General features: G+C 63.8%; 9 protein-coding genes. 8 read left to right on the top strand and 1 reads right to left on the bottom strand.

The genetic code is table 11. The features are described 5' to 3' along the window. Positions 1-6 precede the first annotated feature (6 nt). On the bottom strand, positions 7-1,200 hold the full coding sequence (locus tag MBTS_RS00065; RefSeq protein WP_192214816.1) for an ABC transporter substrate-binding protein: 1,194 nt from the start codon (positions 1,198-1,200) through the stop codon (positions 7-9). A 298-nt stretch (positions 1,201-1,498) separates the two neighbouring features. Here MBTS_RS00065 and MBTS_RS00060 point away from each other — a divergent pair, with 298 nt between their 5' ends. From MBTS_RS00060 to MBTS_RS00025, 8 genes are all read left to right on the top strand, one after another. Beyond that, entirely contained in the window at positions 1,499-2,452 is a 954-nt protein-coding gene (locus MBTS_RS00060) for a LysR family transcriptional regulator (RefSeq protein ID WP_192214815.1), read from the top strand. An 817-nt stretch (positions 2,453-3,269) separates the two neighbouring features. Beyond that, the gene (locus MBTS_RS00055; protein ID WP_238254110.1) at positions 3,270-4,619 is read left to right on the top strand and encodes a site-specific DNA-methyltransferase; all 1,350 of its coding nucleotides are present in this window, start codon (positions 3,270-3,272) and stop codon (positions 4,617-4,619) included. Further along, positions 4,619-5,086 carry a DUF5681 domain-containing protein gene (locus MBTS_RS00050; protein WP_192214814.1) on the top strand — a complete coding sequence of 156 codons (468 nt, stop codon included), beginning with the start codon at positions 4,619-4,621 and terminating at the stop codon, positions 5,084-5,086. The genes MBTS_RS00055 and MBTS_RS00050 overlap by 1 nt, the downstream gene beginning before the upstream one ends. Before the next feature lie 352 nt (positions 5,087-5,438). Next, on the top strand, positions 5,439-7,250 hold the full coding sequence (locus tag MBTS_RS00045) for a site-specific integrase (RefSeq protein ID WP_192214813.1): 1,812 nt from the start codon (positions 5,439-5,441) through the stop codon (positions 7,248-7,250). Positions 7,251-7,380: 130 nt separating this feature from the next. Then, complete coding sequence (locus tag MBTS_RS00040; RefSeq protein WP_192214812.1) at positions 7,381-12,516, top strand: phage tail tip lysozyme; 5,136 nt, start codon at positions 7,381-7,383, stop codon at positions 12,514-12,516. Positions 12,517-13,069: 553 nt separating this feature from the next. Beyond that, positions 13,070-13,525, top strand: a complete 456-nt coding sequence (locus tag MBTS_RS00035) for a hypothetical protein (RefSeq protein ID WP_192214811.1) — start codon at positions 13,070-13,072, stop codon at positions 13,523-13,525. A gap of 161 nt (positions 13,526-13,686) precedes the next feature. Then, entirely contained in the window at positions 13,687-13,995 is a 309-nt protein-coding gene (locus MBTS_RS00030; RefSeq protein ID WP_192214810.1) for a hypothetical protein, read from the top strand. Between the two features lie 14 nt (positions 13,996-14,009). Next, positions 14,010-14,247: hypothetical protein (locus MBTS_RS00025; protein ID WP_192214809.1), on the top strand; the 238-nt coding region annotated here is incomplete at its 3' end.

Raw genomic sequence — 14,247 nt, 5'->3', positions numbered from 1 at the left:
ACCCGCTCAGTTCGCCTTACCGTACGGAGTTTGCGCGATCGGCAGCAGCTTGCCGTCGAACCAGACAGTGAGCTTGTAGTCGCGCGGCAGAATTGCGTCCTGGCGCTCGGGATCCGAGACGTCGAAGGCCGGGGCGTACTTGGCAACCAGCCCGTCATGGCTGACGCCGTACAACCCCTCGCGGACCTTCTTCCAATCGTAGGCGCCGGCCTTCTCGATCGCCTTGGCTACGATGAAGACCGCGTCGTAGGCGTTCGCGACGCCCGAGCCCATCTTGATCTGCGCGGGATCCTTCAAGCCGTACTTGGCCTGGATCTTCTGCCAGAGCGCCTGGCCCTTCGGGTCGAGATCGCCCATGAAGCTGTAGGTCTGCACGACCTCGACGCCGTTGGCGAGCGGCCCGGCGAGCTCACCGAGATTGCCGGCGATGCCCCAAGCACCGATGATCGTCGGCTTGTATCCGACCTTGTCCATCGAGCGCAGGATCTGGTTGCCCTCGCGGTCGAGTGCCCAGAACAGAGCCACGTCCGCGCCGGCATCCCGGGCGCGGATCGCCTGCGGAGTCATGTCCTGATCATTCCAGTTGAAGGTCTCCGTCGCGACGAGTTGCTTACCAGCCTTTGCAACTGCGTCCTTGACGTCGGGCAGTGCGCCGTTGCCCCAACCGGTATTCTCGTAGAAGAACGCGATCTTGCCAGTTTTCGAAACCTTCGCGGCCTGCTCGACCAGGAATCGAGCGACCCATTTGTCCTTCGCCGAGACCCGGAACATGTAGTTCGGGCTACGGCCGTTCTCGATTGCCTGCGTGTTTGCGGCGAGCACGCCGACGAACGGGATACCAAGGGCGTGCACCGGCTCGACCTGCGCGACCGATACGGTGGAGTGATAGCCTCCGAGGATCACCACGCACTTGTCCGCCAGAGCGATGCGGCGGGTGTTGTCGACGCCGCGGGGCGGTGCCCCGGCATCGTCGTACTGGACGAAGCGCAGCGGCTTACCCAGCACGCCACCCTTGGCGTTGATTTCGTCGATGGCGATTTCGGCGCCCATCTTGATGGCTTGACCACCGAAGGCTGCGGGACCCGTGATGGCTGCGGAATTCCCGATGCAGGACTCCTGCTGCGCCAATACGGACGTCGGCACGCCAAGGACGATCGGAGCAGCCAGGACGAGGCTGCACAAGTATCTCTGCGCCTTCATGCAAAACTCTCTGATTACCTAATATGCGCCGCTGGATAGCGCTCGCTCCACTCGGAACACTTATAAGATTGGTCACTCAAGACAACGAATATCAAAGACCGATTTCCGATACTTACTATAGGAAAAAACTATCGGCCTGCTCGATAGGCAGAATCGATCGAGTGATGTAGAGAATAACTCATTGGTAGAAGTATGAAAATTTCTTATCACTGCCCATAGGATAGGCAAATTGCTCTCTGGCAGAGCATTTGACGCGAGCCTCGAAATTTGCGGATCTCTCGTCGGAAAGCGAGCGTACATGGATCTTCGTCAGCTTCGGTACTTCGTACAGATTGCGGAGAGTGGGAACGTCTCCCGCGCTGCCGAAGTTCTGAGCGTGGCCCAGCCCTCGCTCAGTCAGCAGATCCGGAATCTTGAAGACGAGCTGGGCGTCGAGCTGTTTTTCCGCCACGCTCGTGGCGTCACGCCAACCGAGCAGGGCCTGACGTTCTACGAGCATGCCCGTCGCATCCTGCACGAGGTCGAACGGGCAAAGGACACCGTTCGCTCCCAGGCTACGAGCCCAAGCGGACGCATCTCCATCGGCCTGCCGACTTCCGCATGCCGTGGACTGTCGCTGCCACTCTACGAGGAAATCGCCAAGGCGCTGCCGAACATCACGCTCCATATCGTCGAGGCGATGAGCGGCACCCTCGACGAATGGATACAGGCTGGTCGCCTCGACGTGGCGCTGCTCTACGACCACAAAGCTTTCGAGCATGTGGCGTGGACCGAAATGATGATCGAGGACCTGATGCTCATCATGCCTTCGCGCCACCCGATCGCCTGCCAGGATCATATCAGCTTCCAGGATGTCTTCCGGCTGCCATTGCCGCTCGTGTTGCCAGGGCGTCCGAACATCCTTCGCGTTGTGATCGAGCAATTGGCCGCACGCCACGAGGTCACGCCGACGGCAATCGATTGCGAAAGCCTGCCGGCCATCGCGGAACTCGTGCGCTCGAAGAAGTACGCGGCAATTATGCCGCATTTCGCGTTATCGGCGGAGATCGCACGGGGCGAGATGGTCGCAATCCCAATCGTAGATCCGACGCCTTCTTGGCGGCTATCGGTCGTGGTTTCTCAGCGCACGTTAAACGTTCGCGGGAGTGAAGGGGTCGCGAAGGTGCTCGCGTCAGTGATCGCGAAACTTGTCGAAAGTAATGTATGGCGAGCAAAACTAAAAACTCACGGAAAATTACCTGCTGTTCGTTGATTATGTTATTATACCCGCGATCGCTTATAACCCCAAAAATATGAATGCTGAATAATATCAACATTATTAATGTTCGAGGCTGTTTCCAGTATCAAGTTTCATTCGAGCGGTCTTGCAATAAGGATTCCGTTTATAATTGAATAAAAAAAGTAACAACAAAATAGAAAACGAAATTAAGATGATTGGTGATTTTTATTGTGTATTATACTAAAATGATACAGTCCTGCTGCGGTTCACCACGATACCTTGCTTAGGAGATGCCGTCGTATTAGACCGGATGGTAACTATAGGCGCGGAGCCGTCAATCCTCATTTCCCGGACGAACGTCCGCTTCATTGATCTCGTTTCTTCAGACCGGACTGGCGAAGTTTCAACCGACTCAGTCATAGACCGGGCTTACGAGATCCCATCAAGCACGGATGATGGGCAGAAACTCCACCCTGTGTGCTTCCTCTTAGCATGTCGGAACCCGAAGGGATTTCCTCGAAATCTTCGATGAGTAGTCCCCCTGCGGAGATGCTGGTGAGAGACGATCTTGACACCCGACGGGCAAACTGCGCACTTTCGTTAAGTCGAAGTCTTTGCGTCCGCAGCGCACCGGCTTGGATCCACCCGCAATTGTGATCCTCCCCGAACGGCGCGCTTGCACAGCCCGCCGCGCGATTGCATGTCCCCTCGCCCCGCAGCGCCTGCTCCGGGGCGTTCCTGCCTCCGGGCCGAGCGGCCCTTCTCTCAGATCACCGCGCTGACTCCTACCCTGCTGCCTTCGGGCATGCGGGCCCGTCGTCGTGCGCGCTTTTCCAAGGACATCCTCATCATGACGACGAACACGCCTGCCTTCCCCACGGCCGGATTGACCATCCTCGACCAGGCTCCGGCTGCCCTCAGGGCCAACCCGCGCAACGCCCGCACCCATTCGAAGAAGCAGATCGCCAAGATCGCCGACAGCATCAGGGCGTTCGGCTTCACCGTGCCGCTCGTCGTCGACAACGCCGGCCTCGTGCTCGCTGGGCACGGACGGTTGCTGGCGGCCAAGCAGCTCGGCCTGCCCACGGTCCCGACCGTCCAGCTCGATCACCTGAGCGAGACGCAGAAGCGCGCCTATGCGATCGCCGACAACAAGATCGCGACCCTCGCCGGCTGGGATCGGGCAACGCTTGCCCTCGAACTCGGTGAGCTCGCCATCCACCTGCCCGAGATCGGCCTCGATCTGTCGATCACCGGTTTCGAGATCGCCGAACTCGATCTGCTGACGGGGGATCTCGAAGAGGAGCGCCTCGCCTCGCGCGAGGACGAGTGTTTTGAGCCGGAAGCACCGGTCTCCCGGCTCGGCGACCTGTGGCAGCTCGGACCTCACCGGATCCTGTGCGGCAGCGCGTGCAGCCGCGATGATGTCGAGCGTCTGATGGGTGGACGAGAGGCCGACATGGTCTTCACCGATCCACCCTACAACGTGCCCGTCAACGGCCACGTCATGGGCCGCGGCCGCGTCCAGCATCGCGAGTTCGTCATGGGCTCGGGTGAGATGACGGAGGAGGCCTTCACGGCTTTCCTGAGCGAGAGCCTCGGACATGCGGTCTCGGTCTCCCGTGATGGCGCCCTGCACTACGTCTGCATGGATTGGCGTCACCTACCGGAGCTACATGCCGCGACCCGCCCGCTCTACGGCGAGCAGAAGAACCTGATCGTGTGGAGCAAGACCAATCCGGGGCAGGGCTCGCTCTACCGCTCGCAGCACGAGCTGATCGCGCTCTACAAGGTCGGCACGGCCATCCACACCAACAACGTCGAGCTCGGCCGGCATGGGCGCAACCGTTCGAACGTGTGGACCTATTCCGGGGTCAACACCTTCAAGGGCGCGGGGGATCTGGCACTGCATCCGACAGTCAAGCCGGTGGCCCTGGTCGTCGATGCGATCAAGGACGTCACGCGCCGCGGTGCGATCGTCCTCGATCCGTTCTCGGGCAGCGGTACGACCTTGCTGGCTGCGGAGAAGACGGGACGTGAGGCGCGGGTGCTCGAACTGGACCCGGTCTATGTCGATGTCGCTGTTCGGCGCTGGCAGGCGTTCACGGGCCGTGACGTCATTCTCGACGGTACGGACGAGACCTGGGACGAGGTCCGATCGACCCGTACGGCCCCTGCCCTGCTCGAGGAGGCTGCGTGATGGCTGACGCTGCGAACACCACGATGATCAAACCCAAGCGGCCCACCGGGTACGAAGTCGGGTATGGCAAGCCGCCGGCCAACCATCGCTTCCGGAAGGGCCAGTCCGGCAATCCCCGCGGCCGGCCCCGAGGCCACTCGGCCCCACTCGGCCGGCGCGATCTTCTGGACGCATTTACCCAGGCTGCACGTGAGCCGATCACCATCACCAAGGATGGCCGCACGATCCGGACAACCCAGATCGAGGCACTCGCCCAGCAGCTCACCCGGAAGGCCATGCAGGGCGATATGAAAGCCGCCAAACTCCTCTTCGATAACATCAAGGCCCTGGCGCCGGCGGACGAGCCCGATGGCATGTCGTTCGAGGAGCGGTTGCTGCTTCTCGATGAAGGACCAAAGGATCCTCCTGGCATCACGGTTCGGTTCGTCGACGCTGGTGATATGTGCTCGAAGCTGGGAGAGACCTGAGCCCCCTCCCCTGATCCTCGAAACTCCATACAGCCGGAGAGCCTCGCGGCTCTCCGGCCTTTTTGCGTTTGGCCCGAGACGATCCCTGTTCCAACCGATCGGCTTGCCTGTTTCGACCAAGCGCGTCCCTGTTTGGCTGAGACCAATTCCCTGTTCCGCCGCACAGGGAATTGCCCCCTAAATCATTGCATCCGCTGCGGTATTGCTTGCCAAAATCGACCCCGGCAGCTGCATCCCTCCGTTTTCCCTGTTGTTTTCCCTGTTAGCAGGGAAACGGCAGCAGAGACCGGTTTGGACAGGATGCGTGCCCCACCACTTGCCTTCTAAGTGCCTGTGGTGGCACAAGATACTGATGGAAAACAGCTTCTCAGACGCGACTGTGACACACGACTGTGACACATTGAGCGGTGAACCTGTGGCCCACCACCCCAATCTCACGACCCGCGAAGGCACGTTCTATCTCCGCATGCGGGTGCCGGTGGATATCGCCCGTGACGTCGGGCGGTCACATCTCGTTCGCAGCCTTCGGACGAAGGATCGGCGCGTCGCGCTTACCCGGTTTCGCATCGAGCAAGCGCGGCTGGAGCGAGAGTGGGAGACGGTGAGGCGGCAGCGCTCAGAAATCGCTCATACGCGGCAGCTTCTCGTATCCGGCCGCCTAGAGAGGCTGGCACCGCGCGAAATCGAAGACCTTGCCGTCCGGTGGTTCGAAGAAGCCGTGCAACAAGTTGCACGCTCGCCCGAAGAGAGGGACGAGCTGCGTTTTGTGGATTGGGATGTGGTCCTGGCCGATGCGCGGGCGGAGGGCCAAATCCTCGAAAGCCCCCGGCCGGACGATTACCTCGAAGCGGTGCGGGCGACGACAGATCAAATCCTACTGCGCGCTGGCATGCCTCCGGAGCCGCACGGCCCTGGAAAGCTGCGCCGTTCGGTGCGCCGGCCGAACGTTGACTGGAACGGCGATCCCTACCGCCGATTGGCAAGCGTGGTGCGGCGCGCCATGCTCGCGCTCAACGCCCGACAAGTGGCCGCCCTCGCGGGCAGCACAGGTAGCAAAGGCGATCCACTCTTCGACGGCACGCCGCGACCTGATGTGCAGCCTAAACGGACGCTGGACGATCTCATCCGCGCTTTCGAAAGCGACCCCGGTCGGGGCTCGCGTACCGGGAAAACGAACGCGGACTATGGGATGGTCTTCCGCGCCCTCCGAGAGTTGGTCGGTACGGACATGGACGTCACCGGGCTCTCGCGCGACCACGCTAAGCAGGTTCGTGACCTGTTCCGGGCGCTACCACCGAATGCGACGAAGCGGTTCCCCGCCTTCTCGCTGGCGCAGGCTGCTGAGACTGCAAAGCGTGAAGGGCTGGCTCCGCTCAACACACAGACCGTGAACTCGCACATCACGAAGATGGCAACGCTCTTCAATTGGGCCGTCCGGGAGGAGTGGTTGAGCAAGAACCCCGCCGCTGGGCTAACGATTGAGGAAGCCCCCCAAGCGAAGCGGGAGCCGTTCTCGCTTCAACAAATGTGGGCCATTTTCAACGCGCCGCTCTACGCCGGATGCACTGACGACGAGATAGGCTACGCCAAGGTTGGTTCTCTCCGCCCACGCCGTGCACGATTTTGGGTTCCAATCCTGAGCCTGTTCCATGGGCTTCGGCTGAATGAGTGCTGCCAGCTCGCGCCGGATGACATTGCGGAGCGCGATGGGGTTCCGGTCATCCTGGTACGGGCGGCAGAAGCCACACAGCGGGTTAAGAGCAAGGCGGGAACCCGCATCGTCCCGCTACACCCGGAAATCCTCGCCATGGGTTTTCTCGACTTCGTAGCCGACGCTCGAAAGGCGTCCCAAGGTAGGCTGTTCCCAGAGTTGAGCGCGGATAGCCGTGGCTACTTCTCCGACGCGTTTCAGAAGTGGTTCGCTCGCTTTTTGAAGAGCTGCGGCGCAGCGAAGGCCTCGACCACATTCCACTCCTTCCGACACGGCTGGGCCGACCGACTTCGCGAGGCTGGCGTCCCAGAGGATCGTCGGCGGGCCTTGGGCGGTTGGGCCGACACTGGAGTTGACGCCGGCTACGGCCGTGGGTTTCCGACGAAAATGCTCGCTGAAGACATTGCAAGCGTCAAATTTCCAGGACTTTCTCTCGAACACTTAAGGGTCTGAGTAGCCACTGGCTGAGCTATGCATATTAGAGGGTAAATTTCTGCATCAATATTTACAGCGCATAGCAGGAATTATTGACATTGTGCTTGTGAGCCGTCTCAGTTGAGCAAACTCAACGGGAGGCACTGCTATGCCCACAGGTCGCGAAATCCTCTACACCATCCGCATGCGCAACGAGGCGCGCGCTGCGATACGGCAGCTCAGTTCGGACTTGCAGGCACAGGGCACCACCCTCCGGCAGGTTGCCCGGCAGATGGCGGATGCCCAGGCGCAGGCGAACAAGATGGGCTCCGCCATGTCCGGCGCGGCCCGTAACGCCGGGCAGCTCGCCACGGCTGTGCAGGGCGCCGATACCACGATGCGCAGCGCTCAAGGCGTCACGGTGTATCGTCAGCGCCTCATGGCCCTCCAGGGCACTCTTGCCGCTCTGCCAGCGCAGTTCGCTGCCGCGTCGGCCGCCGCTGCCGCATATGCCAGCACCACGCCTCCGCGCCTTCCGGCGACCGGGGCCGGTGGCGGCGCGTCTCCGCCAACGACTCCTCCGCCCGTGAGCCCGGTTGCTCCGACGATCCTCCCGCCAGCGTCTTCCCCCTCGCCGGCCCCTACGTCCCCGAACGATACCTTCACCGCCGCTGCCCAGCAGAACGCCGCGCGTATGGCGCGCCTGCTTCAGGCCGCACGTGTCGCCCTTGCGCAGGTTGGGCAGGAGGCATCGAACACCGCCACGAAGCTCCGTGAGTCGAGTAGGGCCGCAAATGGCCTTGGAGGCACCGCCAGCGGCATCAAAAATCTGGCGGCTACTCTTGCCACCCTAACTGCCAATGCCTCTGTATTCGCTTCCCTGCGAAAGGAGGTGGCCCGACTGGACACGGCCCTGGCCTCCACCGCCGGGATCGGAGCCTACCGGGCGCAGCTCGCCAGCCTCAGCGCCTCGCTTGTCCAGCTCCAGGGCGACTATCGGAAGGTGATCGCGCTCGCACAGCGCATGGCCGGTTTGGGCGGCAGCGGACCCGTTCCGCCTGTCCCGATCCCGGCCCCCGGTCCCATACCTGCGCCAACCCCGGCCCCGCGCCCGGCTGGAGGTGGTAGCGGAACCGGCAACGGTTCGGCCGGAAGCACCCGCAGTCAGCTCGATTTCAACCGCGCGCTCGGAGAGACACAGTCCCGCATTGGACAGGTGCGCTCGGCCTTGGCCGCCTTCGCGATCCTATCGGCGACGGCCTTCGGCGCGCGGCGCGTGCTTGGTCTCGCCGACGAATACACGAAGGTCATCAGCCAGCTCAAACTGGTCACCGACGGCACTCAGAACCTTACGGACAGCTACGACGCCTTGCTCGCGGTCTCGAACCGAAACCGCACTTCCATGGCGAGCACCACGGAAATCTACACGAAGTTCAATCAGGCGACCCGCACGCTCGGCGTCTCTCAGCGCGAAGTGCTGGAGGTGACGGACAGCGTCAGCAAGGCCGTTGCGATCTTTGGCGGCAACTCGCAGTCGGCGCAGGCCGCGCTCTTCCAGTTCTCGCAGGGCCTCTCCTCCGGCACGCTCCGGGGCGAGGAATTGAACTCGGTCCTGGAACAGGCGCCGCGCCTCGCGGCGGCCATCGCCGCCGGCTTGAAGAATGCGGAAGGCGGTGTCGGCATCCCGATTGGCGCCCTGCGCACCTATGCCGAACAGGGCAAGCTCACCACCGAAGCCATCTTCAACGCCCTGCGCAACCAGCGTGTTGCCCTGGAGGCGGACTTCGCCAAGACGGGCGTGACCATCGGACAGGCGTTCGAGGTGGCGAAAAACTACGCCATCGACTTCGTGGGCAAGGCGGACGCTGCGACCGGAGCCTCCCGCCGGATCGGCGAGGCCATCATCCAGGCCGTGAAGGGCCTCCAGAACCCGGCCGCCATCTCGGCGATGCAGACCGCCTTGAGCGGTTTCGCCTCGGCGGTGAGCACGGCCTTGTCGGCTCTCCGACTCCTCTCGGAGAACGTGCAACTTGTTGCAACGGGTCTCGCCGTGATCGCGGCCCTGCGCATCGTCCCGATGTTCCTCGCAATGGGGGCGGCGGCCAGCGGAGCCGCGTCCCAGCTCCTCGTTTACAGCGTCGCGACGCGCGGGGTGGCCGTGGCTGCTTCAGCCGCCAGCATTGCCACGCGCGGCCTGTCCGTCGCCATGGGCGCCATCGGTGGTCCTATCGGTCTCGCCATCACGGCAGCGGCCGGCGCGCTCACCTATTGGCTGACGCAGACCAAGGCGTCGGTTACCGCCGGCACCGACCTCGCCGCCGTGACGGACAAGCTCCGGGCGAACTATGACGCGGCCACGAACTCGGTAAAGGGCCTCACCGCTGCCGAGCGCGCCCGCGAGACGCTGAAGACGGGCAACTCTCTCAAAGGCTTCGCCGACGAAATCCAGGCGCAGGCCAAGGCCCTCAACTCGGCCATCGCACCCGGCTTCTTCGAGGCCACGAACGGCGCGAAGCTCTCCTCTCGGTTCCTGCCGTTCCGGACGGAGATCGAAGCCTTCCGCAAGAGCGTCCAGGCGGGCAAGGCCGACTTCAAGGGCCTCCAGGATGCAGCCGCGATCAAGGCGGAGGCGAACCCGGCCCTACGCGGGGCCGCGACGGAGCTGATGGAGGCGGCGGAGGCCGGCGCCAAGGCGCAGGACGGCTTCGGCCGGGCCGCCGCTACTATGAAGGTGCTGAAGGAGACCGCGACTGCCACGGAGGCGGCCGTGGCCGGCGTGAACTCGACGCTGGACCGCCCTGCCAAGGTGGACGGCACCATCGCCCTTCAGCAGGCCACGGAGAACCTGAAGAAAATCGCGGCCGAGGTGCCCGCGCTGAAGACGCTCGCCGACAATCAGGCGGCCGTCTCGGCTGCGCAGAACACCTACACGGCCGTGCTTCGCGACCTGAAGGTGGCGCTCGATGCCGGCACCCTCTCTCAGGGGTCCTTCAATGCGAAGGTGCTGGACGCGGAAACCACGCTTGCCCGCGCCAAGGCAGCGATCAACGGCGTCACGCAGGCACAGCGCGACCTTGCCGACGCCGACCGCGACCTCCGGGCGGACATGCGCCAGGACCGTGCCAAGGCCGTCGAGGAGATCAACATCAAATACGACCGGCTCAACCGTGCAACGAAAGAGCAAGTCACAGACGAAGCCGAGATGAACCGCATCATTGCCGCTCGCAATGCTATGCGCGCGCAGGAAATTAACAACATCGACACGAAGTTCCAGAACGGAGACCTGAAGGATCGCATCACGGCGATGCAGGACGAGGCCCGCCTTCTCGGCCTATCTGGCGAGGCGCGCGAGCGTGCAGCGGCCATGATTGAGGTGGAGCGCGCGGCACGCAAGGCGGGCGTGGCCGACGTGGACGCCATGGTGGCGGCCTACGGCAAGGAATACGATGCCCTGGAGAAGGCCAAGCAGTCGCGCCAGACCATCGGCGACGGCTTCAACACCGCCGTGACGCGCTACATCGAGGACGCGCGGAAGGTCGGCGACGAAAGCGCCCGCATGTTCGGCTCCATCTTCAACACGATTGAGGATGGCTTCGTCGACGTCGTTAAGAACGGCTCCTCCGGCTTCAAGAACATGCTGGACAGCATCGCGAACGACCTCCTGAAGTTCGCCTCGCGGCAGCTCTTCCGGTCGCTCCTGTCCAGCGTGTTCGGCGACGGCCAGGGTGGCACGGCCGGTGCCGGCGGGATCGGCAGCATCGGCACCATGATCATGTCGGCCTTCGGCGTGAAGGCAGCTCCGACCACGGCTGCGTCAGCGTCCAGCGTCGCGGCGGCCGGGATCGGCTCGACCCTATCGAACGTCGTGGGCGGCGGGGCCGGCGGGGCGGTTTCGGCCTCTCTGTCCAGCTCGGCCAACGGTGCGGCAACCGCCGTGGCGAACCTGTCCTCGGCAGCGACCAGCGCCACGGGCAGCTTCGGCGACATCCCGTCCAAGCTCTCCTCCATGCTCAAGGGCCTGGGGGCGACGGACGCGGGCGTGGCCGGCTTCCTCGGCAACGTCCAGGCGGAGAGTGGCTTCAAGCCGAACGTCGTCAACTCGAACGGTGGCGCTTATGGCCTGATCCAGGCTCTCGGCCCGCGCAAGCGTGCGCTCCTCGGAGAGTACGGCCCCAATCCGACGGCGGATCAGCAAATCGAGTTCATCCGCAAGGAGCTGACGTCCTCCGAGGGTGCGTCACTCAAGATGCTCCGGAGCGCCACGACCCTGGAGGACGGCGTGAAGGCCGGCATCCGGTTCGAGCGGCCGGAAGGCTACGTGAAGGCGGTGGCGGCCGGAGACCTGTCCCTAGTCAACGATTACGGCGCTCGCCTGAAGAACGCGCGGGGCTTCGCCACGACTGGGCTCGGCCCGACGGCATCTCAGCAGGCCGGCGGCTTCGACCTCCAGGGCGCAACCCTGTCGGACGAGACCGTCAACAAGCTCAACTCGCAGTTCGACGAGATCAGCACGAAGACGGCCGGGCTCGATACGTCGTTCTCCCAGATGGGCAACTCGCTCGACCGGGCGAACCCGCAAATCCTCAACGGCGTGGAGGGCGTGACCGGCTCGCTCAACCAGGGCGGCTCCCAGCTCGGCAAGGCGTTCAACGACGTCGCTCTGGACGTGTCGTCCAGCGGCAACGCGCTCCAGAACGCCTTCCAAAAGATGGTCCAGTCCCTCGGCTCCAGCGATGGCGCGTGGGCGAACCTCGGGATCGGGAAGCTGTTCAACGTGGGCTCCGGCTTCGCGGGCGACGGGCTCGACCTCGGAGCGGGCTCGCTCTCCAGTTGGGTCATGCATACGGGCGGCATCGTCGGCACGGGTGCCGGTGTGACGCGCTCGACCCCGGCGGGAAGCTCCCTCTGGGACGGCGCGCCGCGCTACCACGCGGGCGGTATCGTCCAGAGCGGCGGTGCCCCCGGCATGGGGCTCAAGAGCCGCGAGCGGGCAATCATCGCGAAGGATGATGAGGCGATCTTCCCGACCGTCCGCATGTCCGACGGCAACTTCGGCATCCGTGCAACAGGCTTCACGGGGTCCGGCGGTGGCAACGGCGGCAACGGCGGGGGCGGCAACGTCACCTTCGGAGACATCATCATCCAGACGCAGGGCTCCTCTGGGAACGCGGCGCAGGATCAGGCGCACCAAAAGGCGATGGCCCGCGAGGTGAAGGAAAGCATGCGGGCCATGGTCCGCGAGGAGCTTCAGAGCAACATGCGCGGCGGCGGGCTCTTCTCCGCCACCGGCATGGCGCGAAGGTAACGGGGCATAGCGTTGCAGCCCCAACCTTCCCCCCTACCGGCGGGCGCCAACACCGCGCCCCCCGCTCAGGTGTCTCGGAGAAGGCGCGCCTGCGAAAGGCGCCCTTCGGCGAGGGGTGCACCGTCCCTTTTCAGTAAGAGTTCGACGTCTGTCAGGTCCGGATAAAGTGTTGACGAGGGATCGTGAAGTAACGAGGGATCGTGCACAGGGTATGGTCTAGAAAAATACCTGCTGCCCCCCATTGACCACCTTAGGGGCCGCAAGGTAAGCGGAACATAGCGGGAATGGCGCGGTCCATGAACGTACTAGCCGCGAGGAATGGACCCATCCTTCCTCCGTGACGGGAGAGAACAATTGTCGGTGCAAATCATCAAGGTTCGCGCTCCGACGGACTTGCTAGATCAGCTCGACGATATCGTTCGGGTTGAAGCGGGCAAGACGCCGGGCCGCGTCACAAGAGCTTCTATCGTCCGTGCCGCGTGCACGGATTACATTCGCAATCACCGCCGGAGCCGTGCAACAAGTTGCACGCCGGCACACTCATAGGTGTCACATGTTCCATGCTCAGATCACCCGCGCGACGCGCAAGGCCTCCGCCACTCCCGCTACGGCGGCTCTGTCCCAGAAGGCCGACATCGCCCTTGCCGCCAGAAATGCAGGCGCCCGGCCCGGCACGCGCGGCCCTCATACCAACCTCTTCTCCGGGGGGATCGCCACACAGAAGGCCGCCCCGGTGGTGACCACCACCGCTGAGCGCGTTGCCAAGTTCGCCGAGACCCGCAGGCTGAAGGCCGATGCCGCGAAGGTTCTCGGCCTCGTGGTGGAGCATCACACCCGTACCGGCGAACCCCTCGAACTCGATGGGTTCGATATCGCGAAGGCGACGGGTCTCGATTTCGACCGCGTCCACGCGATCCGCTCGGAGCTGCTTGCCGCGCAAGTGGTTCGGGTCCGTTCCGGCAATGTCTGGGGACGTGACGGCTTGGTGCCGGGCGACAACTTCAAATGACCGGCCTGTCGAATTGCGCAGCGGCAGAGCGGGTGGAGGCAAGGTTCGCGCACCTTCCCGCCCTCGCGCTCGTGGAGGCCGCGCGCGCCTTATCGAGGGGGCATGCCGCCCACGCCGCCAGTCTGGTTGCCCGGCATGGCTCGCCGGCTCCGGGCACAGCAATGGCGAGGAAGGTTGATCGCGCGCGAGACCTCGACCGGCTTTGGTCCGGGATCGCGCTCCAGGCAGCAATCCGCGACATCGTCGAGGAGCACCCGGACACCCTCGGACGGCCGCTGATTTCGGACGTCCTCCGGGCCGCCGAGCGGCAGATGCGAGACCTCGCCGACCCGGAGGGGACGGACGGCCGGCAGACGGCTCTTCGTCTCCTTCTCCCGCCCCGCCAGCACCTTCCCGACGCTTTGCCTCCCGCCCTGGTGGCCGTGTTTGGGCCGGACCTAGAAACCCCACCTCGCCTTCACGCGGCCTGATCGGAGTACAAACCATGAACGAGAAGAAGCCGCCCCGCCCGGCGCATTGGCCTGGACCTCCGCCGCTTCCGCAATTCGCCGGTATCGACGCGTTCTCCGAAGCACACGGCCGCGCGATCCTCGCGGAAATCATCGCAGGCCGGACCATCGTCGAAGCCGCCACAGTGTCCGGCCTCCCTGCGCACGAGGGCATCGTACACGCGACGAACCTCGCCTCGGCCGTACTGGAAGCGCTGGATGACGCCTTAGACG

It is taken from the genome of Methylobacterium bullatum, from assembly GCF_014845095.1.
In the GTDB taxonomy this organism is placed as follows: Bacteria; Pseudomonadota; Alphaproteobacteria; order Rhizobiales; family Beijerinckiaceae; genus Methylobacterium; species Methylobacterium bullatum.
The sequence above is the reverse complement of the archived record's forward strand: the minus strand, read 5'-3'. Positions and strand labels throughout refer to the sequence as shown.